Origin of the sequence: Nitrosomonas sp. JL21 (assembly GCF_009833095.1) — a bacterium.
Taxonomy (GTDB): domain Bacteria; phylum Pseudomonadota; class Gammaproteobacteria; order Burkholderiales; family Nitrosomonadaceae; genus Nitrosomonas.
Window position 1 is genome coordinate 54,832 of the sequence record NZ_QRCB01000023.1, and the last position, 21,060, is coordinate 75,891.

At 51.5% G+C, this 21,060-nt stretch carries 24 protein-coding genes and 1 pseudogene; 5 read left to right on the plus strand and 20 right to left on the minus strand.

Annotated features, from left to right (window positions below; all coding sequences use genetic code 11):
- Positions 1-17 precede the first annotated feature (17 nt).
- From ABF87_RS14675 to ABF87_RS08185, 6 genes are read right to left on the minus strand one after another with little or no spacing between them, the layout of a single operon-like run.
- Positions 18-194, minus strand: coding sequence for a hypothetical protein (locus ABF87_RS14675; RefSeq protein ID WP_164503192.1), 177 nt, complete (start codon positions 192-194; stop codon positions 18-20).
- Between the two features lie 23 nt (positions 195-217).
- Positions 218-1,018, minus strand: a complete 801-nt coding sequence (trbJ, locus tag ABF87_RS08165; RefSeq protein ID WP_160828644.1) for a P-type conjugative transfer protein TrbJ — start codon at positions 1,016-1,018, stop codon at positions 218-220.
- Positions 1,019-1,033: 15 nt separating this feature from the next.
- Positions 1,034-2,434, minus strand: coding sequence for a TrbI/VirB10 family protein (locus ABF87_RS08170; RefSeq protein WP_160828645.1), 1,401 nt, complete (start codon positions 2,432-2,434; stop codon positions 1,034-1,036).
- A gap of 9 nt (positions 2,435-2,443) precedes the next feature.
- Positions 2,444-2,914, minus strand: coding sequence for a conjugal transfer protein TrbH (locus tag ABF87_RS08175; protein WP_160828646.1), 471 nt, complete (start codon positions 2,912-2,914; stop codon positions 2,444-2,446).
- 14 nt (positions 2,915-2,928) lie between these two features.
- Complete coding sequence (gene trbG / locus ABF87_RS08180) at positions 2,929-3,810, minus strand: P-type conjugative transfer protein TrbG (RefSeq protein WP_160828661.1); 882 nt, start codon at positions 3,808-3,810, stop codon at positions 2,929-2,931.
- Positions 3,811-3,869: 59 nt separating this feature from the next.
- Positions 3,870-4,184, minus strand: coding sequence for a helix-turn-helix domain-containing protein (locus ABF87_RS08185; RefSeq protein WP_160828647.1), 315 nt, complete (start codon positions 4,182-4,184; stop codon positions 3,870-3,872).
- A 394-nt stretch (positions 4,185-4,578) separates the two neighbouring features.
- On the opposite strand from ABF87_RS08185, the gene ABF87_RS08190 reads away from it, so the two are divergent.
- Together ABF87_RS08190 and ABF87_RS08195 are read left to right on the plus strand one after the other, a co-directional pair.
- On the plus strand, positions 4,579-5,640 hold the full coding sequence (locus ABF87_RS08190) for a ParB/RepB/Spo0J family partition protein (protein ID WP_160828648.1): 1,062 nt from the start codon (positions 4,579-4,581) through the stop codon (positions 5,638-5,640).
- Positions 5,637-5,999, plus strand: coding sequence for a KfrB domain-containing protein (locus ABF87_RS08195; RefSeq protein WP_160828649.1), 363 nt, complete (start codon positions 5,637-5,639; stop codon positions 5,997-5,999). The genes ABF87_RS08190 and ABF87_RS08195 overlap by 4 nt, the downstream gene beginning before the upstream one ends.
- Positions 6,000-6,065: 66 nt before the next feature.
- Here ABF87_RS08195 and ABF87_RS08200 read toward each other — a convergent pair whose 3' ends face one another.
- The 5 genes from ABF87_RS08200 to ABF87_RS08220 all read right to left on the minus strand — a co-directional run bounded on the left by ABF87_RS08200 (position 6,066) and on the right by ABF87_RS08220 (position 8,405).
- Positions 6,066-6,401, minus strand: a complete 336-nt coding sequence (locus ABF87_RS08200) for a type II toxin-antitoxin system RelE/ParE family toxin (protein ID WP_160828650.1) — start codon at positions 6,399-6,401, stop codon at positions 6,066-6,068.
- Positions 6,377-6,739 carry a hypothetical protein gene (locus ABF87_RS08205; RefSeq protein WP_240143599.1) on the minus strand — a complete coding sequence of 121 codons (363 nt, stop codon included), beginning with the start codon at positions 6,737-6,739 and terminating at the stop codon, positions 6,377-6,379. Before ABF87_RS08205 ends, ABF87_RS08200 begins: the two co-directional genes overlap by 25 nt.
- Complete coding sequence (locus tag ABF87_RS08210) at positions 6,736-7,200, minus strand: hypothetical protein (protein ID WP_160828651.1); 465 nt, start codon at positions 7,198-7,200, stop codon at positions 6,736-6,738. Before ABF87_RS08210 ends, ABF87_RS08205 begins: the two co-directional genes overlap by 4 nt.
- A 160-nt stretch (positions 7,201-7,360) precedes the next feature.
- Positions 7,361-7,720: a hypothetical protein gene (locus ABF87_RS08215; protein WP_160828652.1), complete on the minus strand. Its 360-nt coding sequence runs from the start codon at positions 7,718-7,720 to the stop codon at positions 7,361-7,363.
- Positions 7,713-8,405, minus strand: coding sequence for a ParA family protein (locus ABF87_RS08220; protein WP_160828653.1), 693 nt, complete (start codon positions 8,403-8,405; stop codon positions 7,713-7,715). The genes ABF87_RS08215 and ABF87_RS08220 overlap by 8 nt, the downstream gene beginning before the upstream one ends.
- A gap of 797 nt (positions 8,406-9,202) precedes the next feature.
- Between ABF87_RS08220 and ABF87_RS08225 the strand changes: the two are divergent.
- Both ABF87_RS08225 and ABF87_RS08230 read left to right on the plus strand, forming a co-directional pair.
- Positions 9,203-9,787 (plus strand): annotated as a pseudogene (locus tag ABF87_RS08225) (IS1595 family transposase).
- A 325-nt stretch (positions 9,788-10,112) separates the two neighbouring features.
- Positions 10,113-10,400 carry an AAA family ATPase gene (locus tag ABF87_RS08230; protein ID WP_205012675.1) on the plus strand — a complete coding sequence of 96 codons (288 nt, stop codon included), beginning with the start codon at positions 10,113-10,115 and terminating at the stop codon, positions 10,398-10,400.
- 77 nt (positions 10,401-10,477) lie between these two features.
- Here the strand turns inward: ABF87_RS08230 and ABF87_RS08235 are convergent, their stop codons facing one another.
- From ABF87_RS08235 to merT, 8 genes are all read right to left on the minus strand, one after another.
- The gene (locus ABF87_RS08235; RefSeq protein ID WP_160828654.1) at positions 10,478-13,444 is read right to left on the minus strand and encodes a Tn3-like element TnAs1 family transposase; all 2,967 of its coding nucleotides are present in this window, start codon (positions 13,442-13,444) and stop codon (positions 10,478-10,480) included.
- A 3-nt stretch (positions 13,445-13,447) separates the two neighbouring features.
- A complete protein-coding gene (locus tag ABF87_RS08240) occupies positions 13,448-14,008 on the minus strand; it encodes a recombinase family protein (protein WP_010921730.1) in 561 nt (186 codons plus the stop codon).
- Between the two features lie 175 nt (positions 14,009-14,183).
- Positions 14,184-15,173, minus strand: a complete 990-nt coding sequence (locus ABF87_RS15020) for a DUF3330 domain-containing protein (RefSeq protein ID WP_003132006.1) — start codon at positions 15,171-15,173, stop codon at positions 14,184-14,186.
- Entirely contained in the window at positions 15,170-15,406 is a 237-nt protein-coding gene (merE, locus tag ABF87_RS08255) for a broad-spectrum mercury transporter MerE (RefSeq protein WP_003132004.1), read from the minus strand. The genes ABF87_RS15020 and merE overlap by 4 nt, the downstream gene beginning before the upstream one ends.
- A complete protein-coding gene (gene merD, locus ABF87_RS08260) occupies positions 15,403-15,768 on the minus strand; it encodes a mercury resistance co-regulator MerD (RefSeq protein ID WP_000995360.1) in 366 nt (121 codons plus the stop codon). The genes merE and merD overlap by 4 nt, the downstream gene beginning before the upstream one ends.
- A 17-nt stretch (positions 15,769-15,785) precedes the next feature.
- Positions 15,786-17,471 (minus strand): mercury(II) reductase, encoded by a 1,686-nt coding sequence (merA, locus tag ABF87_RS08265; protein ID WP_160828656.1) that lies wholly within the window; start codon positions 17,469-17,471, stop codon positions 15,786-15,788.
- Positions 17,472-17,542: 71 nt separating this feature from the next.
- Complete coding sequence (gene merP, locus ABF87_RS08270; RefSeq protein ID WP_003131987.1) at positions 17,543-17,818, minus strand: mercury resistance system periplasmic binding protein MerP; 276 nt, start codon at positions 17,816-17,818, stop codon at positions 17,543-17,545.
- A gap of 12 nt (positions 17,819-17,830) precedes the next feature.
- On the minus strand, positions 17,831-18,181 hold the full coding sequence (gene merT / locus ABF87_RS08275; RefSeq protein WP_003131974.1) for a mercuric ion transporter MerT: 351 nt from the start codon (positions 18,179-18,181) through the stop codon (positions 17,831-17,833).
- A 71-nt stretch (positions 18,182-18,252) separates the two neighbouring features.
- On the opposite strand from merT, the gene ABF87_RS08280 reads away from it, so the two are divergent.
- Positions 18,253-18,687 (plus strand): mercury resistance transcriptional regulator MerR, encoded by a 435-nt coding sequence (locus ABF87_RS08280; RefSeq protein WP_003131969.1) that lies wholly within the window; start codon positions 18,253-18,255, stop codon positions 18,685-18,687.
- A 1,249-nt stretch (positions 18,688-19,936) separates the two neighbouring features.
- Here ABF87_RS08280 and ABF87_RS08285 read toward each other — a convergent pair.
- Positions 19,937-21,060: hypothetical protein (locus tag ABF87_RS08285; protein ID WP_345789896.1), on the minus strand; the 1,124-nt coding region annotated here is incomplete at its 5' end.

The window sequence follows — 21,060 nt, forward strand, 5'->3', positions numbered from 1 at the left end:
TAATTGATTACTGCTATTTATTCGCCGAAGCCTTCTGCATCTTTAACAGACCAATTCTTCCTTTCCGGCATCTCACTCAACTCCTTCTTAGGCTCTTTCATCTCCAGCTTGCCATCACCATCCTTATAACAACCCGATAACAGCAAAAAAGCCGATAACCCCACCACTGCAATGCTTAAATCACGTATTTTCATTGTCTTCTCCTTGAGCTAATTTATTAAAACCCATCTCTAACCGACCAACTCCTACCCACAGGTAGTATCTCAGGACTCAATCGCTTAATCGCCACTCCCCGCGCAGCCTGCTGCATAGCCTTCAGATCCACTTCAGCCTGGGCTTGTGTATTCAGTGCATTGTGCTGCGCAATCAGCATCTGACGCATCTGTAACAGCTGATTAGCCTGGAATGCCGCGAGTTGATTGGCGTATTGCAGTGCTGCCATCTGCCCTTCGGCTGTTTCAGTTCTCTGTTGCAATAATTGCAGGTGCGCAGCATCAACCGGCATCTGACTCTGATGCTCACTCAAACCGGTCAGAAGCCCATCATTAGCCTTCTTCTGGGCATCGGTGCTGGTATTTTGACCGTCCTGCAGTAATTTCCAGGCTGCTTCATTGCATTTTTCCTCGACACTGAAACACGGTGAGCTGCGGTAATACTCGACATTACGAAACCGCTGCATATAACCGTCTATCCCTCCATAGGTCTGCTCGTAATAGCGTATCGTGTTGGTCAGGTGGATGAGTTTGTTCATTGCGAACTGGGCCTTCGCCCAAAGATATGCTGGAGGCGCTAAGGTATTTCTGACCATGTTTTCGTATTGCTCGAGCTGTTTTTTGTATTGATCTATGAGTATAAGGGTTTGATCCACACTTTCTGTTGCGGTAACAATGCTTTGAGCGATATTGGCCGCATCGATGACAGGAATCCCCGTTGCACGAGCATTTGATGTAAGCCCTGCATTCATGATGACCAGCAGCATCATGATGAATCGAATGGGTTTACTTCCAGCATTTACCATTGGCATTCTCCTGTATTAATAATCAAAGGACTGATACGGTTTAGAGAATCTCAGATCTTTGGTTACTATGATGTTGAATCGATATCCCGGCCTGATCTGGAGCGTTGGTGAGATATTGAGGTTTTTGCGAATCAGATTGGCCGTGACCAGTCCTAATTGCTGCCCCAGTGCCTGGCTCATGATGCTGCCAGCGTTCTGCCGTCCAAACGTACTTCCCGCATCGCGCTGGCTATAGGTTGAACCCGCCACAATCGCCGACATGATCAGTGCTGAGCCAAAGATTCGAAGGTAATGGTTATTCACCTGATCGTTAAATCCGGCATACCCCAGCCCATCAGCACCGGGCATGGCGCCAATGTCCATCGTCTTGCCATCTGGGAAGATGATGCGCTGCCAGGCAACCAAAACCCTTGCCTGGCCGTATTCCACATCACTGGAGTAGGTGCCAACCAGCCGGGATCCTTGCGGTATCAAGCGCCAGCGACCCACGGGTGAGTCATAGATGTGTTGACTCACCTGGGCCATGATCTGCCCCGGCAGGCTGGAATTGATACCGGAGATCAAGGTGGCCGGAATTACAAATCCTGCTTGTAATACATAGCGCGATGCGGGTTTTTGCACGTCACTATTTAATGTCCAGCGTTTTTCACCATCAGTCGAATCAAAGCGTGAATAATCCTGTGCTTGTTTTTTCTGCTCATCATCCACCAAGCGGGGTGCCATATCATCCATAACCTCCTCTCCCCTCCCCGCTCCCAAGCCTCTCACATCTCCCCTATTTCCATGACCATTCATGCGCAATTTAGCCAAACGCGCCTGATACGCCGTCGTTGGATCCTCACGCAACGTCGAATCGATCTGATGCCGCACAGAGGCCATCTCAGCGAGCATTTCATCGCGCGTCGGTGTGGTATTGGGTGAGGATGTGCTGCTTCGAGGAGCAACGACATTGACCTGGGTTTTAGCCTTGATGGCCTCTTCCAGTTGCTGGCGTTTGAGCATGCGGATGTGTGCAAGATCTGGGTTTTGTGCTGGATTGGAAGGTTGGACGCCTACTCCAGGCGGCAACGGAGGTCGATCCAGATCAGCGGGCCGCTCGATAATGAGCCCCGGCAGGGGCATTTTGGAATCCGGTACTGCCGGTGGGTTTTTAGGCTCGATCATACCGCCGACATAATCTTTTGCGATGAGTGAGGCAAACGATTGGCTCGATTGCACATCTTGAGTAGTGTCAGGGGGTGGCTGATTGCGCTCGGCTGCGCGATTCATCGCTACAATCATCATGAGCAGCATAAAAACCAGCATGATTGCGCCAAATATGACGATCGGCAGATTATTGACGCGCCGAACCCCGGCAGATTTAACAATATTACCCGGTGCGCGGTCTTGAGATAGGAGGTTCGATTGCGTTGACATTCTGTCCCCCTACTCTTCTTTCTTAACCCATAATCCGGCGGGATGGATACTGTCGGCGCGGGCCACAAATGCACGCGACAAGCGCGTATCTCCAATCATCAGATTGGCGTGATAGAGATCATCCGATTGATCCACGATGTAGCTCAACCGAAGACCGGCTTTGTGTTCTGCATCTAATTGAGGGGCGACAAACAAGAATTGCTCAATCGATGATTCAGGGATTTCCTGCACGGCAAATCCTGAAACCCGCAGTTTCTCAACCAGCGTTTGCCCAAAAGCATCATTAACTGCATGAGCTATCGAGAATTGCGTCGTGGCAGCCGGATAGAGCCGATCAATCTGGGCTGCGGCATCCATTGCCATGGACTGACTAGCTTGCAGCGATGGGTTTTGAATGAAATTGCCATATTGCGTTGTCGCGCATCCTTTCAGCAACATGGACGCCAGCAACAGAATCAAGAAGCCGTGAGAATGATTCATTTTTATGTTCATCATCAATTCCCCCGAGAGATCGTCACCCGGCTTTGGTTACTTCCGACCCCTGCAATCAAAATGGCCCGATCGAACACGGCATCGACGATATAACGATCGCCCTGCAGACGATAATTGACCATCACCGTCTCATCGTCCCGAAACAACCCCCCTTCCCTGTTCAGCAATAACAGCGTCGGTGCTTCTGTCTGCGCCATGATGCTTGGCATCTGTATGATGGTTTTCTGGCCATCGTTATAGACTCTGATCGGCTTCCAGGCCGCACTGCCATTCACCGAATACGCAAAATCGAGATTTCCCAGATATTCCCCGGTTTCAGGCATCGTTCTAGATCGTTTGATATCCATCGCATGGCTCTCACGCGATTTGATCGCATCCCATTTGGCTAACGCATCCTCAGGATAGGTAAATCCCACTCTGGGCATGAAATCACGCCGATGGGATCGCAGCCGCAAGTGATAGGTGCGCCGGTTGGTCGTCACGACCAATGAAGTCTCTAACCCCACATCGAGCGGTTTTACAATGAGGTGTTGAACTTCTTGGACTCCCTGCCCTGTCACGGCCGGTTCAGCGAGCCAGCGGGCCTGATCGCCCAGATGAATCGAATTGACTTGTTCCCCGGCCTGCAATTCGATATCGCAGACCTGCAATACCGCACAGACGATGCTCGGTTGCTGCGAGCCAAACAAAAACCGAATGGAGCCATCGGGTCCAGCAACCGGTTTCACGCCAGTAGGGTTGGCGGCTTGCCATTTCTTGGCCAAGTCGATGGCTGCGCGTTCCTGAGGTGTGAGCTGTGGGCTTTTGTCGGTGAAATACGCTTCAGATAAACCGTTTGCATGAATAGGAGTGGCCCATGCAAACGTGATGATAAGCGCGCCCATAGCATTGAAAGAACTGAATACTCGCGAAAACCGTAATGAATTCATGATGAGCGGTCTCTTTAGGTTTGTTTTGACCAGGAGAAATCCTGAATATAAATCCCCAGCGGGTTATTTCTGATCTGCTCTTCCGTCGTACTTGGGGTGGTCGGCTTGTTGTAAATTCTGAGATCCGAACTATCAAACAAGAGCGGCAATGGTGTGCCCAGAGCCTTGGCAATAGCTTCAATAATTCTAAGCGATGGATTGGCATTGTCATGAGTCAGATCATTTAGAAATGAGATGGATACTCCCGCCCTTTCAGACAGCTCCGCCTTGCTTATTTTTTTCTCGCGCAGAATCCTGAGAATGTTAGTGGTCAGAATTAAATTGTACATATCTTGATCCTTGTATCATTAGCAGTTAAGTATTTGAGTTTTGGTTTATTCCTAATACATATTATGGTATTAAGGTTATAATGACCACTTGGAGTAAATGTATACGATTTATTGGCTAGATGATAATCAAAAGCAAACAAAAATGAATGGGTCACGTACTGCTGAATTTTGGTTTTTGAGCAACCGAAGATCGTTTGAATTTTACAAAATATTTATAAATATCAGAGCAATATACAATAAACTATTTTATTCTTACTGAAATGCGACTATTTTTGCTATGAATATTACTAATTTTTCTTACATTTGATGAAATTATCGCAGTGATATATTGCACTTTAAGCGTTGCAAAATTAACTGGTAGAACTACTTCGCATACAAGGTAATCATTAAATCAATGGTAAGTAAGAATACTGTAGCTGAACCCAATAAAGCACCTGATGTATTAGGTGCGAGTCAAATTCCACTGGATTTGATTGTTGAAGACCCAACCCAGCCAAGAAAGATATTTGATCCGGATTCTCTCGCAGAATTAACCGAAACTATTAAAACACGCGGGGTCAAGACGCCTATTTCTGTGCGCCCCAATCCTGATAAGTCTGGTACTTATATCATCAATCATGGCGCCAGAAGATTTCGTGCCAGCAAAAGTGCGGGGCTTGTCTCAATTCCTGCCTATATCGATACTGATTACAGTTTGGCTGACCAGGTCGTTGAAAATCTGCAGCGGGATAATCTAACATCTCGTGAAATTGTAGATTACATCGGCCGCGAAGTTGCCGTTGGTAAAACTCATGAGCAAATTGCCAAGTTGATCGGCAAGTCCCCATCCTATGTGTCATTACATGCTGCCGCAATGGATTTACCTGATCCCATCGCCGAGCTATTTAATTCGGGGGTATTAACGGATATCGCAACCATATTCAATTTAAAGAAAACTTTTAAGAGATATCCCCTGGAATTGACTGATTGGTTGAATTACAGCAAACCAGAAGACCTTACGCGATCGAAGGTACAACAATTCAGAAAATTTCTCGAATCCAGAGATGATGAGAAAGGCATCATGACTGAATTGACACGTCAGGCCCCTTATCACCCATCTGACCTCAACGAGAACAGTGTTAAGAATAAATCAGAAAAACGTAAACTTAATGCCGATGACTTGCTTACTTACATTTATGTACGGCTCAAAAAACGCACGCATCAACCCCAGGATATTATGAAAAAACTATCCAATGCTCAAAAGACAACGATCTCGGAGGCACTTCAGAAATACTATGTAGCTGGTCAGAAATGCAAAGATTTATTTCATTCAATCCTAAACTCTTTAAAAGAAGGGGAATTTGACGGGGCGGGTCGCGGAGCTTTTAATCTGACGGCTTTCTTTTTTGGCGTCAATAAAAAAGAGTTTGACTTGGAAATGATCATCCACGAAGTCTCTCTTAATTTAGATAAATGAAACAACGACTCATTGTCATGAATGGCCACCGGGCTCTTCAGAATTTAACTGAAAATGGCTGGAAGACTACGGGTTTGATAAAGCCGGTTGAAGAAGGCATTAAACCGGGAATTTACAACCTTTTCATTTCAAAGGCTGCTGAAACAGAAAAAAGCGTTTATGAGGGATTGCTTCTTTTTGTAGACAAAGAAAAAAGTATAGTCTATCAGCAAGTCAATCAGGATTATATTGCACACAAATTGGAGTTATTTGAAAAACCTCCGGTTGCCGGTAAAACCGTTTCTATTCAATACGACAACGAGAAATTAAATCTCAAGAAGATCGATCCTATCAGCAAAAAAAGAACACATAGATTATAAACTTGAAAATACTGATTAAACAAATTACGGCTATGCGAATCAAATTGCCGGTTCATCTTCACTACGTCACGGCATTTGCTGCGCCGTATGTTTCACTCGCAAAACTTCGACGGTACGGCTTTCATCCAGCACACGGTAGAGCACAATGTAATTTCGATGGACGACCAGCTCGCGCATATAATCCGGCAGGCCAGGCCGTCCAGTACGACCAAGCTCTGGATGATGTGTAAGAGATAAGGTCTTATCACGTAATTCTTGGCCAAAGCTTTGCGCTTTGGGCGGATTCTCTTTGCCGATGTATCGAACAATGGCACTCAAATCCTCGCGGGCCTTCTGCCGCCATTCAACGCGGTAAGGTTGTTTGTTTTCGTTTCGGATCAGTCGTCCAAATCGGGACGCCATGCGTGCACGATGGCCTTGAAGTCGGCTTCATAGCCCAGGCTGTCGGGGTACTTGCTGACGCGGGCGATGAAGGCAAACACGATCGCCATGTCGGCCGTTATTGCATCGTCCAGTGCCCATAGCGCGGTAAGGTCGAAGCTGCCGCAACTGCCGGCATTCCACCACGCCAGCAGGAAATCAGCAACGCGCCGGCTCTGGCCGGTGTGGGCCTTGGCGATGCGGATAAGGCGCTCAAGCGCCGCCCGCTCGGCGTCGGTCATGTTCCTGGCCGGTTCGGCCGCCAGCGCGGCCAGGATGGCCGGCGGGATGCCCTCGGGCTGGTGCGGTTGCCCCTTCATGCCCGCTTCCTCGCGGCCGGCTTGTGTTCGGCCATCAGGGCGGCAATGTCGGCATCCATTTCGGCCATGACGTCATCGTGCGAAATGTTCGGCCGGGGGTCGTCGATGGATTCCTGAATCTCGGCGGCCAGCCACTCCGTATAGGCGGCGGCTTGGTGCGCCTTGCGCATAGCGTCGGCCCGGCCACGGTTGCCGGCGGTTTCCTCTTTCTCGGCCGGGTTCCATTCGCTGGCGTCGAACTGGCCGATGGTGATGCCCACGTCGCGCAGGACGTTCAAGGCTGCAACGGGATTACCGAATCGGCGCGGCTCGTTGCTGCGGGCCTTCGCCAGCAAAGCAGTGGATCCGCTACGCGTGGAGATCTGTATAAAGAACGCCCCACCCTGCCCTTTTAGGGTTACACCCTCCACTCCGCCTGCATCACTCGCAGCACGCAGCTGTTCGATGGTCATGCTTTGCATGTTTGTTCCTTAAAGAATTACAACATAAATTAGATTAGTTGTGCATATTTTATAGGATACATGCAAGTTTTCGCAATGCGTTTTTATCATTTCCATTGTCAATAAAACTTTTTCGATTTTGCACCAATAATTATTTGCTAACTATTAAAATTCTTTTTTCTTATTTTTCTTGAACTATTTCTCTGTAGCGCTTCAATAATTCACTAAGTTCATATTTCTCAATTATTGCGAGAAGAGCTTGTTCAAATGTCGTACGATCATGAAAATCCAATTCATTACCGATATCTTGAAAAAGCTCTTTCATTTCCTCGCGACACTTAACATTCAATTGTGTTTTATAGGGGGATTGAGGTTTTCTTCTTCGTTGACTTTTATGTTTTCTACTTACAAAACCAGATTGCTCAGCGACCCTTTCTAGGGTCTTGGTTTCAATTTCTTGAGTTCTCTCCTTTTTTAAAGGTAAGAATTCTGACACGTCCAAATCATCGCTTAAATCTAAATGTGCGCGCTCTTTAGCCATGATTCAGTTCTCTCTCTTTCTTCAAACTCTTAATCTTTTCTATAACTTCCACTGCTAAGGCATGAGCATTCGATACCGCTTTTTCAACCCCAGAGACCTGAGCTGGATCTAAATCATGAATAGTACCGCCAAAAGATCGGATAGCCCTAAAAGCCTCCCTATCGATTAGACTCGTCTTGAAAATTTCTACACCAGCGGCATGAAATTCATTCATGATATGTTTTAATGTTCTCGGCGTTATTGCCGGGTTTGTCCTAGTCATTAAAACAGCATAAGGGATGGCTCGATTTAATACTTTTGCTTGTCGATTGACTAACTTAATTGTTTTTGCGGCTTCATCTGCATCATCCTGAGAGCCTTGACATAATGTAATAACGAGATCAGCACGGCTTATGGCGCTCGCTACTGCCATGCTCGCTGTTCCTTCTAGATCAACTAACACAAAAGCTGTTTTTTCCTGAGCTGTGTCAATATCTTCTATTATGGTTTCCTCAGTCGACTTTTCAATTAATTTAATATTTGTTGGACACCCGTCCTTTTGTGCCCATTTAGCGCTATGCTGATTCGGATCAGCATCAATTAATGTAATAGTTGTATTATGCTGTGATAACTCTGAAGCTAAAACAATTGCCGCAGTTGTTTTCCCCGCACCACCTTTAGATGATGCAAATACAATAGTTGGCAAAACATTCTCCTCATAATAATAGATAGCTATCTTCCATTTTTCGAAAATGGATAGCTTTAGCTATCCTAATTCTGAATTACCTTTCAAATGCCATCATTCGATCATTCGACAGGATAATCTCACCTAATAAATATTTTTAACTCAACATTCAGCAATGTTACATTTCAGATAGCTAGATAGCTAGCTAAATGAATATTATTTTTGATAGCTATCTATATAGTGTCTAATTTACCAATATTAATATTGTGCTATCAATTATCATAAATTGATAGCTAGCTAGCATGCTATCTAATAATATAAATAGCTCGATATTCTTAGTTGTTTTTAATCTCAAATAACAACCTATACCATATAGTCTAAGTAGCTCAATATTTCAGTACTTAACTGTTATTGATAACAATTACTTAGGTAGATTCTCATTATTTAAAATTGATAGCTATCCATTAAAAATTTAATTTACTTTATATCGTTGGCATTTATCTTTGGATAGCTTGCTAGCTATCTACATTTACACTCCAAAATATTTACTTTTACAGTTTAAAAATAACTTTCAGCTTTAATTTAAATCAATTATCTTCGTTCATCTATTAAATCTCATAATAACTTTATGCTGCATTCTATTTTAACTATATTAATAAAACATCTGATATGACTGAACGAATTATAAGATAGCTATCCGGATATCTACAATACACAGATATTTAGATAGCTATCTATAAATGGATATCATTCGAAACGATGTGGGTATAAAAAAACAAGGCGCTATTCCATCTAAGGCGATAAGCTAGAAGGGGATTATGTATGAGCGCAAAAGCCGTTTAACGCCACGGCAGCAGGGCAGATTGATAGATTATTTCGTGGCCGGGGCAACGGCGCGGGCGGCCTCGGAAGTTGTTGGGGTGAACGTGAAGGTCGCGACGGCATTTTATCTGCGGTTGCGCCAGTTGATCGCCAGCAAACTGCCCAGCTATGAACTCTCGGGCGAAGTGGAGGCGGATGAAAGTTATTTTGGCGGCCGCCGCAAGGACAGGCGTGGCCGGGGCGCTGCCGGCAAGGTTTATACCGCGATCATCCCGAATGCGAAAACCGAGACGCTCTTGCCGTTCATTAAAGAAAAAGTCCGTCCAGAAAGCATCGTTTATACGGACACGTTTCGATCTTATAACGCGCTCGATGTTTCTGATTTCCATCACATGCGGATCAACCACACGGAATTATTCGCCGACAGGCAAAACCACATCAACGGCATCGAGAATTTCTGGAACTAGGCCAAGCTCCAGATGCGCAAATTTAACGGCATCAAACAGGATAATTTCTACTGGGTTTTGAAGGAAGTTGAATGGCGCTTCAATGGAGGCAACCAGCAACAGCTTCTCAAATAGCTGAAATATTTGTACAAACACTCCAAACATTAAGCCTTAGATGGAATAGCCCCAAAATTACTGGGAAAAGGGAGAATAAATTAGGATAGCTATCTGGATATCTATATAGAATAGATATCCAGATAGCTATCTTATAATTTTCTGGGTTGAATAAAACCCCACGGCTTTTGCAAGCTATGGGGTCGGTATATCACCGTTTACAGCCATCGGCATCCCTGCCTGTACTGCACAACTACTATAACGAAATCTTCGGTTCAAATAAATACTTAAGAATTAAAGGCAGAGTAATTATGCAAATCTAACATTTTATGTTATGAATGCATAAATGATAAAACGATATCTTGAGGGAAATATACGCTCTGCTCTGGCAGTAAATCCATCTATAGCGCTTATGGGGCCCCGACAAGTAGGAAAAACAACGCTTGCAATTAATATTGCAGATACAGTTTCATCTATCTATCTTGACTTAGAGAATCGGCTCGATATTCAGAAAGCACAAGACATCGAAGCATTCCATAGAGCAAACAGCGATAAGTTAATTATTCTGGATGAAGTACAGCGACTACCTCACATTTTTGCGCCCATTCGTGGAATCATAGATCAAACAACGTAGGAAAGGTAAAAGGGTAGGGCAGTTCCTCTTTTTGGGATCAGCCTGGGGGGCTCGCAGAATTCGGAAAAAATCGTACGCTAAGGTTTTCCGGGCATCCGTAGGGGCCGAAACTTCCCCTCTTCCAGTCTGCGGCTCTGCCGCCAGACGTAATCGCCGGTGAGGTTGATGTGCTCCCAGCCCAGCGGCGACAGGAATTGCAGCAGCTCGCCGTCCACCGGCTTGCCGGCCTCGACCAACCCCTGGGTGGCGCGCTCCAGGTACACCGTGTTCCACAGCACGATAGCCGCCGTCACCAGGTTGAGGCCGCTGGCCCGGTAGCGCTGCTGCTCGAAGCTCCGATCCCTGATTTCCCCAAGGCGGTTGAAGAACACCGCCCTGGCCAGCGAGTTGCGCGCCTCACCTTTGTTCAGGCCGGCATGCACGCGGCGGCGCAGCTCAACACTTTGCAGCCAGTCTAGGATGAACAGCGTGCGTTCGATCCGGCCCAGCTCGCGCAGGGCCACGGCCAGGCCGTTCTGGCGCGGATAGCTGCCGAGCTTGCGCAGCATCAGCGAGGCAGTGACGGTGCCCTGTTTGATCGAGCTGGCCAGGCGCAGGATGTCGTCCCAATGGGCGCGGACGTGCTTGATGTTCAGGGTGCCGCCGATCAGCGGCCGCAGCGTCGGGTAGGTCTGCACGCCCTGCGGCACGTACAGCTTGGTTTCGCCGAGGTCGCGGATGCGCGGCGCGAAACGGAAGCCCAGCAGGTGCATCAGGGCGAAGACGTGATCGGTGAAGCCGGCCGTGTCGGTGTAGTGCTCCTCGATCCGCAGGTCGGACTCGTGGTACAGCAGGCCGTCGAGCACATAGGTGGAATCGCGCACGCCGACATTCACCACGCGGGTGCTGAACGGCGCGTACTGGTCGGAGATATGGGTGTAGAACAGCCGTCCCGGCTCACTGCCGTACTTCGGGTTGACGTGTCCGGTGCTCTCGCCCCGGCCGCCAGCCCGGAAACGCTGGCCATCGGAGGATGAGGTGGTGCCGTCGCCCCAGTGGGCGGCGAAGGCATGCTGGTACTGGTGGTTGACCAGCTCGGCCAGGGCCGCCGAATAGGTCTCGTCGCGGATGTGCCAGGCTTGCAGCCAGGACAGCTTGGCGTAGGTCAGACCGGGGCTCGACTCGGCCATCTTGGTCAGCCCGAGGTTGATCGCATCACCGAGGATCGCGGACAGCAGCAACGTCCGGTCTTTGGCCTCGGCCCCGTCCTTCAGGTGGGTGAAGTGGCGGCTGAAGCCCGTCCAGTCGTCCACGTCCATCAGCAGTTCGGTGATCTTGATGCGCGGCAGTAACTGACTGGTCTGGTCGATCAGCGCCTGCGCCCGATCCGGCACCGCCGCATCCAGCGGGGTGATCTTCAACCCGGACTCGGTGAGGATGGCATCGGGCAGCTCGTTGTCCTTGGCCAGGCGGGCGACAGTGGCCAACTGCTCGTCCAGCAGCTGCAAGCGCTCTTCCAGATACTGGTCGCTGTTCGGGTTGATCGCCAGCGGCAGGGCCTGTTCCCGCTTGAGCGCGGCGAACTTCTCGGCCGGCAGCAGGTAGTCGTCGAAGTCGCGGAACTGCCGCGAGCCCTTGACCCAGATGTCGCCGGAGCGCAGGGCGTTCTTCAGCTCGGACAGGGCGCAGATTTCGTAGAAGCGCCGGTCGAGGCCTTCCGGGGTGATCACCAGTGGCTTCCAGCGCGGCTTGATGAAGGCGGTGGGAGCATCGGCCGGCACCTTGCGCAGGTTGTCGGCGTTCATCTCGCGCAGCGTCTGCACGGCTGCCAGCACGCCCTGCGCGGCCGGGGCGGCGCGCAGCTCCAATACCTCCAGCAGAGCCGGCGTGTAGCGGCGCAGGGTGGCGAAGTTCTCGCCGACCAGGTGCAGGTGGTCGAAGCCCTCCGGCCGGGCCAGCAGCTCGGCTTCGCTGACGCTCTCGGTGAACTCGTCCCAGGGGATCACCGCCTCGATGGCGGCATAGGGGTCGCTGCCGGCTTCCTTGGCCTCCAGCAGCGCCTGGCCGATCTTGGAGTACAGGCGCACCTTGTCGTTGATCGCCTTGCCCTGCTTCTGGAACTGCTGCTGATGCTTGTGCTTCGCGCCGCTGAACAGCTTGACTAGGATGCGGTCGTGCAGATCCACCAGCTCATCAATCACGGTTGCAGTGCTCTCCAGCACCACGGCGGCCAGGGTCGCATAGCGCCGCTGCGGCTCGAACTTGCCGAGGTCTTTGGGCGTCATCTGCCCACCCTCGCGGGCCAGCTTGAGCAGGCGGTTCTGGTGGATGTGCCGGCCCAGGACTTCGGGCAAGTCCACCAGCTGAAATGTCTTCAGCCGCTCGATGTGCTCAAGCATGTGCCGAGAGTTGGGTTTCAGCGGTGCCTGGCGCAGCCAGGTCAACCAGGTGATGCTGCTGCCGGCCTTGAGCTTCAACAGCTCGTCCAGCTTGGCCCGATGCGAGTCCGTGAGCGGTTCAACCAGGGCGCGGTAGACCCGCCGATTGGCCCGTGCAATGGCCTCCGAGCAAGCCCGGTCGATCACGCTCAACGCCGGCAGGATGCGTCGCTTCTGCCGCAGGCTCTCCAGCGCCTGGCCGGCCAGCAGCAAGCCCTTGTCGGTCTGCTGGGCCAGTTCGGTCAGCTCGCGCACCAGGGCGCGGAAGTCGGACAGGCCGAACGGGGCCAGTTGAAGGTAGGTGCGCAGTTCCTGGGCGTGCTCGCGACGGGTCACATCGCGCTCGCCGTACTTCGTCCAACTCGCCGGATCGGTCTGGACTTGCTTGGCCACCCACAGGATGACCGGTTCGGGCAGCTCGCTGTCAGTGCCCAACGCATAGCCGGGGTAGCGCAGCAGGCAGAGTTGCACGGCGAAGCCGAGGCGGTTGGCGTCGCCGCGCCGCTGACGGATCAGCGACAGGTCGGAGTCGTTGAAGGTGTAGTAGCGGATCAGGTCATCCTGGCTTTCTGGCAACGCGAGCAGGGTGCCCCGCTCCGTGGCCGAGAGGATCAAGCGACGCGGCATGTGTCAGTCGTCCGTGCGGAGGTACTGGTAGAGGGTTTCCCGGCTGATGTTGAACTCGCGGGCAAGCTGCGCCTTGGGCTCGCCGGCCGTCGCTCGCTGCCGCAGGGTAGCAGCCTGCTCATCGGACAGGGCTTTCTTGCGGCCCCGGTACGCGCCACGCTGCTTGGCCAAGGTGATGCCCTCACGCTGCCGCTCGCGGATCAGGGCGCGCTCGAACTCAGCGAAGGCCCCCATCACCGACAGCATCAGGTTGGCCATCGGCGAGTCCTCGCCAGTGAACACCAGGCCCTCCTTCAGGAACTCGATGCGCACGCCGCGTTGAGTCAGCTTCTGTACCAAGCGACGCAGGTCATCGAGGTTGCGGGCCAGCCGGTCCATGCTGTGCACCACCACTGTATCGCCTTCGCGGACGAAGCTCAGCAGCGCTTCGAGCTGGGGGCGCTGGGTGTCCTTGCCCGATGCCTTGTCGGTGAACACCTTGCTCACCTGTGTCTGTTCCAGCTGGCGTTCCGGGTTCTGGTCGAAGCTGCTGACCCGGACGTAGCCGATGCGGTGCCCCTGCACGATGTCTCCTTGGTTGAAGGCGGCTTAAGTGCTCCTTCTGTTCCGTTGTGCCTCAAACCCCGTTTCTGTCAGGCTGAAATCTATGACCTTCGCAGGCATGTGTCAAAAAATGCGAAAGATGACTCTATTCTGACTAAGCGGCGCGGCCCTGCCTGACATCCAGTTAGGGTATGCCTCAATCTGACGGTAGCGAGTCGCAGGCGTTCGGATCGGCATCGGTTTCGTTCCCTGTCTTGGCACGCGCTTCGAAGCGTTGATAACACTCCAACCCGCAGAAGTGCTCGACGTATTCCGCGCCTTCCGGGGTGAAGGCGGCATCGAGCGGGATTTCCTTGCAGCACACGCAGCAACTGGTGGTGGTCGAGTCACTTGCATTCATGGTGGCACCCCTCCATTGACTGACGAAGACGGCGAATGCCGCCGCCGGCATTGGCTTCGCGAACAGGAAGCCTTGTCCTGTGTCGCAGTCCGCTTGTCGCAATAGATCAAGACTCGCCGATGTTTCCACGCCTTCAGCCACCACATCCATGCCCAGCCCGTGCGCAAGCTGAATCACGGTGTGCACGATGGTTTGGTCGCGGCGGTCGTTGGCGAGCCCGGCGACAAACGATTGGTCGATCTTGAGCGTGCTGATTGGGCAGCACTTCAGATGTTGCAGACAGGAATACCCCGTCCCGAAGTCATCGGCGGCGAAGCGCACACCGATCTGCCGCAAGGCGTCCAGGGCGGGGAAGATCGCCGGATCACCAAACGCGACCGATTCGGTCAGCTCGATTTCGAGATACTCGGCGGGCAACTCGGCATCAGCCAGCACGCCCTTTACCCACCCGTCGAAGTCCGGTCCCACTTGGCTCGCCGAAACATTGACGGCCAGCCGGAACGGTCGCCATGCCAGCATTCGCCAGTCACGCATCTGGCGGCAGGCTTCGCCCAGCACCCAAGCGCCGATTTCAGGCATCAGGCCGGACGATTCGACCACGGGCAGGAACTGGCCCGGTGGCAATAGTCCAAGCGTCGGATGACGCCAGCGCAACAGGGCTTCCGCGCCGACAATCCCACCACTGCGCAGATCGACGACGGGCTGGTAGTGCAGTTCAAGCTGCCCGCGCTCGACCGCTTGGGCCAGTTCCGGCGTCGTCCATCCATCCGGCCGGAAAGCGCTCATTCTCTTTCCCTGAATGCCCGCAACGCCCGCGACAGGGACAGAAGGAACAGGCCGGTCAAACCGAGCGCCGCGATGACCCAATGCTCGCCGAGGAAAGCACCGGCGGTTGTGCCGGCCAGCACGACAGCGAGGATGGGCAGGTGGCAGGGGCAAGTCAGCACAGCCAGTCCGCCCCACAGGTAGCCGGTGATCGGTTTGTGCGTCTCGGACGGCAAGCGCTCGGGGTTGTTCATGGCAGACTCTCCGCGTGCTGTGCCGGCTCGGTCGGCAGGGTGGCCAACTGCACTTCCAGATCGGCCAACGCTTCGCGCCGACGCTCGACGAACTGACGCAGCAGGGCAAGCTGCGCGGCCGCTTCGTCGCCGTCCGCCGCATCCAGCGCCCGGCACAGCCGCGCCAGCGCGTCGAGGCCGATGCCCGCCTCGAAGGCCGCCCGCACGAAGCACAGCCGTTGCAAGGCGGCGTCATCGAACAAGCCGTAGCCGCCTGGTGTGCACGCCACCGGGCGCAGCAATCCGCGCAGCAGGTAGTCGCGCACGATATGCACGCTCACCCCGGCATCAAGAGCCAGCCGGGACACCGTGTAGGCGTTCATTGAACACCTCCTTTTTCTCACCCGGCGCAGCAGGAAAGCTGCTTCACATCCTTGTTGAAGGTCTGCGCCGCGAGCTTCAACCCCTCGACCATCGTCAGGTAGGGGAACAACTGGTCGGCCAGTTCCTGCACCGTCATGCGGTTGCGAATGGCCAGAGCCGCCGTCTGGATCAGTTCACCCGCTTCCGGCGCGACCGCCTGTACGCCGATCAGCCGATGGCTGCCTTCCTCGATAACCAACTTGATGAAGCCGCGTGTGTCGAAGTTGGCGAGCGCACGCGGCACGTTGTCCAAGGTCAAGGTGCGGCTGTCGGTCTCGATCCCGTCGTGGTGGGCTTCCGCCTCGCTGTAGCCCACGGTCGCCACTTGCGGATCGGTGAACACCACGGCCGGCATTGCGGTCAGGTCGAGCGCCGCATCGCCGCCGGTCATGTTGATCGCGGCACGGGTGCCGGCCGCTGCCGCCACATAGACGAACTGCGGCTGGTCGGTGCAGTCGCCGGCCGCGTAGATGTTCGGGTTGCTCGTGCGCATGCCTTGGTCGATGACGATGGCACCTTGCGCATTGACAGTGACCCCCGCTGCGTCCAGCGCGAGGCTGCGCGTGTTCGGTGTCCGACCGGTGGCAACCAGCAGTTTGTCGGCGCGCAATTCACCGTGCGTGGTGGTCAGCACGAATTCACCGTCCATATGGGCGACCTGGCTGGCTTGCGTGTGCTCCAGCACCTCGATGCCCTCGGCACGGAAAGCGGCTGTCACCGCCTCGCCGATGGCCGGGTCTTCACGGAAGAACAAGGTATTGCGCGCCAGGACCGTGACCTTGCTGCCCAGCCGGGCAAAGGCTTGCGCCAGCTCCAGCGCCACCACCGACGAGCCGATTACGGCAAGGCGTTCGGCAATGGTGTCGCTCGCCAGGGCCTCGGTGGAAGTCCAGTAGGGTGACTCTTTCAACCCCGGAATCGGCGGGACCGCCGGGCTGGCACCCGTGGCGACCAGGCAGCGGTCGAACATCACGACGCGCTCGCCACCCTCGTTCAAACGGACGGTAAGGCTCTGGTCGTCCTTGAAGCGCGCCTCACCGTGCACAACGGTGATGGCCGGATTACCGCCCAGGATGCCTTCGTACTTGGCGTGCCGCAGTTCGTCGACGCGGGCCTGCTGCTGGGCCAGCAGCTTACTGCGGTCAATCGTAGGCACAGTTGCCGCAATACCGCCATCGAACGGGCTTTCCCGGCGCAGATGGGCGATGTGGGCGGCGCGGATCATGATCTTGGACGGCACACAGCCGACATTGACGCAGGTGCCGCCGATGGTGCCGCGCTCGATCAGCGTGACCTGCGCGCCTTGCTCGACGGCCTTCAGCGCCGCCGCCATCGCGGCTCCACCGCTGCCAATGACCGCTACCTGCACCGGGGGCTCGTTGCCACTGTGCTTTTCGGCGGCGGCCATCCATCCCCGCACCTTGTCGAGCAGTCCGACGCGGTTGTCCGCCAGTGGCGCATCGGCTAGCGTTGCCTTGTAGCCCAGTCCGGCCACGGCGGCAGTCAGCGCGTCCGGCGATGTGCCCGGCACGATGGCGAGTTGCGCTGTGCCCTTCGGATAGGACACCAGCGCCGACTGCACGCCTGGCACTTTTTCCAGCGCTTCCTTGACGTGCGCCGCGCACGAGTCGCAAGTCATGCCGGTGATTTTTAGATGGGTCATGCAACAGATCCTTTATCGTTTGTGGCGCCAGACAATGACGTCCGTTGTGCTGCGGTGCCGTTTTCAGTGACTCACTGCTTGACGCTGGACGGATAGCCCGCGTCTGCGGTTGCCTTGGTCAGCTTCTGCACGCTGGTCTTGGCATCGTCGAAGGTGACGACCGCTTGGCGTGTCTCGAAAGTCACGTCAACTTTGCTGACGCCTTCGACCTTGGAAATCGCCTTCTTGACAGTGATCGGGCAGGCGGAGCAGGTCATGCCCGGTACGGACAGCGTGACGGTCTGGGTGGCGGCCCAGACGGGGGCAACAACGGCGGCGAGGGCGAGGGAGGCAAACAGTTTCTTCATGGTGAACTCCGATCAGTAGAAAAATGGCATGACGTAGGGAAATCCGAGCGCGACCAGAACCAGCGCGGCCACGATCCAGAAAATGAGCTTGTAAGTAGCTCGCACTTGGGGAATCGCGCAGACCTCACCCGGTTTGCAGGCCGCTGCCTGCCGGTAGATGCGCCGCCAGGCGAAGAACAACGCCACCAGCGCCACGCCGATAAAGATGGGGCGATAGGGTTCCAACACCGCCAAGTTGCCGATCCAAGCGCCGCTGAACCCCAAGGCGATCAGAACCAACGGCCCGAGGCAGCAAGCCGAGGCGAGGATGGCGGCAAGCCCTCCAGTGAAGAGCGCGCCGCGCCCGGTTTTTGGTTCAGACATGCGCTTGTCCTTTCGAATTGAAATTGGATAGCGTAACCTTACTTCCGTACTCATGTACGGAGTCAAGCGATATGGAAAACAATTTGGAGAACCTGACCATTGGCGTTTTCGCCAAGGCGGCCGGGGTCAATGTGGAGACCATCCGTTTCTATCAGCGCAAGGGCTTGTTGCTGGAGCCTGACAAGCCCTATGGCAGCATCCGCCGCTATGGCGAGGCGGATGTAACGCGGGTGCGCTTCGTGAAATCAGCCCAGCGGCTGGGCTTCAGCCTGGATGAGATCGCCGAGCTGCTGCGGCTGGAGGATGGCACCCATTGCGAGGAAGCCAGCAGTCTGGCCGAGCACAAGCTCAAGGACGTGCGCGAGAAAATGGCTGACCTGGCGCGCATGGAGGCCGTGCTGTCTGAGTTGGTGTGCGCCTGCCATGCGCGAAGGGGGAACGTTTCCTGCCCGCTGATCGCGTCACTACAGGGTGGAGCAAGCTTGGCAGGTTCGGCTATGCCTTAGCGTGCTTTATTTTCCGTTTTCTGAGACGACTCCTTAGAAAGCCTAGTCAAAGAGCTGTCACGAGAACACCGTTAGCTTAGCGTACGATTTTTTCCGAATTCTGCGGTTCCCCCAGCCTCAATTGATTTATTAAAACAATCGAGTGAAACGCTGACTGGCCGGTTTTCGTATATCGAAATGTTTCCGGTCAATATTTTGGAATATATCACTGGTGATGAACATTTCGAAGCCATAAACGAACTCTGGTTACGGGGTGGTTTTCCTGACAGTCTGTTGGCAATTAATGACTAAGCAAGCTTAAATTGGCGCTATGATTTCATCAGAACCTATCTTGAACGTGATATTAGGCTTCGCTGTTGTAAAAGGAACATCACTGTTTTTTAAATATCCTCGGGGTTTGGGGCAGACAGCCCCATTTTTTAGGTGAGCGTAGCGATCTCGATTTAACTTTAATGTTGGTTATTTTAGTTATCCACATGTACACAGATATGAATAAAATAAGAATTAATAATAAGATTAAATAAAGAAAAGAATAGAGTTTTTTGAAAATTTTAAAAGTATCATTGAAACAGATACATATGTATACTCTAACAGAGATTAATGTGTATTAAACCTTCTACTAAAAGCGTTTTGTGTGTAAAACCTTCTACCTTTTAAGTTAAATGTGATTTAAACCTGCTACTTAGTGTGAGTTAAGCCTACTACTTTTTTGAATTATTGTGAGTTATACCTTCTAGTTGAGCACTGAATAATGCAGAAATTTATATAAATTTTTGTCCAGGTTGATCTTTGAAATAATTAGTGTGCGTTAAACCTTCTACTAAACGTGAGTTTAACCTTCTACATTACCTTTAAAACGTGTATTAAACCTACTACTTTGTGTGAGCCATACCTTCTACAAATTAAAAAATAATCCACAGTAAGTGTATAAACCCGACAGGATGAATTATTATTTAGGAGACCTTAATATTTTCAAAATGGAAATTGAACGAGAATATTCTTTACATGTTAATTCAATGTCTTATTATTATATTCGTAGAGCAAAAATGATGTAAAGGTTAGGCCTCGAATGATCTAGAAGTTACCTTGCATGATCAATTTATCACTTTTGAAGTACAGAAGTACTTACATGAAAGTGAGGTATTCAAATGAATATCTTAGAGAAGGTACATTTTGAGGAGAGTTTATAAAGATTAAATGTGAGTTGTACCTACTACATCTCCTGTGTATTGTGAGCCAAACCTTCTAGCTATTTTAGCTTAGCCATTGGTTTAGGGAATACATCAATAGGTTGTTTTTCAGAATTATCACTAACACGCTTGTTAGCTGCTTTTTGTTCACTAATGAATTGATTAGAAGGAAATATTACATATTTTACGTCTATAATTGCTCGACCTTCCTTTCGATCATCTGTTTCGTAGCGTGCGATTATATTTTTTTCCTTCAATTCATCTAGGGCTGAAAGCACCTTTCTTCTATTGTCAATGTCTCTTTTCTGCTGTAGTAACCCACTATTTTTTAGATCGGAGAACATAAAATGGTAATTATTAATTAAGTTTGCATGCCGATAGCGGTTTATTAATTTTTTGTAAATAAAACGAGAAAGCTGCTCATTACAACTCATTAATCGGTCATAATTAAACTGTCTATATTCCAAGCGATTAATTGCGTTACTAATGAATAAGGGAAGTCTACCGATATGATGAGCGTCAGTATCTGCTAGATATTCCTCACGACCAACCGTGACTAGATCTTGAAGAATTGCTCCACTCCAGATTTCTTTTTTATCTTTAAATAATGAGATGTTACATTTATTCATAACTTCAATCGCATGCTTAATTTCATTTCGACTTCTCGTGCGTCCTCTAGATTTGAGTTCGCGGTAAATCATGCTCAAAGAAAATCGTACCCATGTCTCGGCTTTATTGACATCATGGATTCCATGATTTTGGATAGTAAGGAACTTTTTTAAGGCTTCTTCAACAAGTTCTTCAGTAACACTAGGAAAACAAGCTTTATAACCGCCGCCTTTTTGTTCAATCAGAGCAGGCTGAATTTTTACGCTAAAGGCAATTCCATCATATGAAAATTCCATTTTGTAGGGATCGGCATGACCTGTTTTGGTGCGTAGCTTCTCTACTTGGGTAGAGGTAAAAAAATATTTCGGAATACTCTCCCATACCTCTACGGTATTGGAGACTTCACTTTTGTCATTGGTGACAAATTGCGAAAACAGGTCAAGTTGAAGGCTTTTGATGTACTTTTCGGGAGGTTTTTTCACTAGTTTATATCGTGTTTTTGAAATAGCACAGGTGATTACCGAGGTGTTCGTAATTGTACTATTAATTTTATGTGTGTCGATCATAAAACCTC

Excerpts from the sequence above, each read along its gene's own strand:
- ABF87_RS14675 (WP_164503192.1), bottom strand. The coding sequence starts at position 194 with ATGAAAATACGTGATTTAAGCATTGCAGTGGTGGGGTTATCGGCTTTT.
- trbJ (WP_160828644.1), bottom strand. The coding sequence starts at position 1,018 with ATGGTAAATGCTGGAAGTAAACCCATTCGATTCATCATGATGCTGCTG.
- ABF87_RS08170 (WP_160828645.1), bottom strand. The coding sequence starts at position 2,434 with ATGTCAACGCAATCGAACCTCCTATCTCAAGACCGCGCACCGGGTAAT.
- ABF87_RS08175 (WP_160828646.1), bottom strand. The coding sequence starts at position 2,914 with ATGAATCATTCTCACGGCTTCTTGATTCTGTTGCTGGCGTCCATGTTG.
- trbG (WP_160828661.1), bottom strand. The coding sequence starts at position 3,810 with ATGGGCGCGCTTATCATCACGTTTGCATGGGCCACTCCTATTCATGCA.
- ABF87_RS08185 (WP_160828647.1), bottom strand. The coding sequence starts at position 4,184 with ATGTACAATTTAATTCTGACCACTAACATTCTCAGGATTCTGCGCGAG.
- ABF87_RS08190 (WP_160828648.1), top strand. The coding sequence starts at position 4,579 with ATGGTAAGTAAGAATACTGTAGCTGAACCCAATAAAGCACCTGATGTA.
- ABF87_RS08195 (WP_160828649.1), top strand. The coding sequence starts at position 5,637 with ATGAAACAACGACTCATTGTCATGAATGGCCACCGGGCTCTTCAGAAT.
- ABF87_RS08200 (WP_160828650.1), bottom strand. The coding sequence starts at position 6,401 with ATGGCGTCCCGATTTGGACGACTGATCCGAAACGAAAACAAACAACCT.
- ABF87_RS08205 (WP_240143599.1), bottom strand. The coding sequence starts at position 6,739 with ATGAAGGGGCAACCGCACCAGCCCGAGGGCATCCCGCCGGCCATCCTG.
- ABF87_RS08210 (WP_160828651.1), bottom strand. The coding sequence starts at position 7,200 with ATGCAAAGCATGACCATCGAACAGCTGCGTGCTGCGAGTGATGCAGGC.
- ABF87_RS08215 (WP_160828652.1), bottom strand. The coding sequence starts at position 7,720 with ATGGCTAAAGAGCGCGCACATTTAGATTTAAGCGATGATTTGGACGTG.
- ABF87_RS08230 (WP_205012675.1), top strand. The coding sequence starts at position 10,113 with ATGATAAAACGATATCTTGAGGGAAATATACGCTCTGCTCTGGCAGTA.
- ABF87_RS08235 (WP_160828654.1), bottom strand. The coding sequence starts at position 13,444 with ATGCCGCGTCGCTTGATCCTCTCGGCCACGGAGCGGGGCACCCTGCTC.
- ABF87_RS15020 (WP_003132006.1), bottom strand. The coding sequence starts at position 15,173 with ATGAGCGCTTTCCGGCCGGATGGATGGACGACGCCGGAACTGGCCCAA.
- merE (WP_003132004.1), bottom strand. The coding sequence starts at position 15,406 with ATGAACAACCCCGAGCGCTTGCCGTCCGAGACGCACAAACCGATCACC.
- merD (WP_000995360.1), bottom strand. The coding sequence starts at position 15,768 with ATGAACGCCTACACGGTGTCCCGGCTGGCTCTTGATGCCGGGGTGAGC.
- merA (WP_160828656.1), bottom strand. The coding sequence starts at position 17,471 with ATGACCCATCTAAAAATCACCGGCATGACTTGCGACTCGTGCGCGGCG.
- merP (WP_003131987.1), bottom strand. The coding sequence starts at position 17,818 with ATGAAGAAACTGTTTGCCTCCCTCGCCCTCGCCGCCGTTGTTGCCCCC.
- merT (WP_003131974.1), bottom strand. The coding sequence starts at position 18,181 with ATGTCTGAACCAAAAACCGGGCGCGGCGCGCTCTTCACTGGAGGGCTT.
- ABF87_RS08280 (WP_003131969.1), top strand. The coding sequence starts at position 18,253 with ATGGAAAACAATTTGGAGAACCTGACCATTGGCGTTTTCGCCAAGGCG.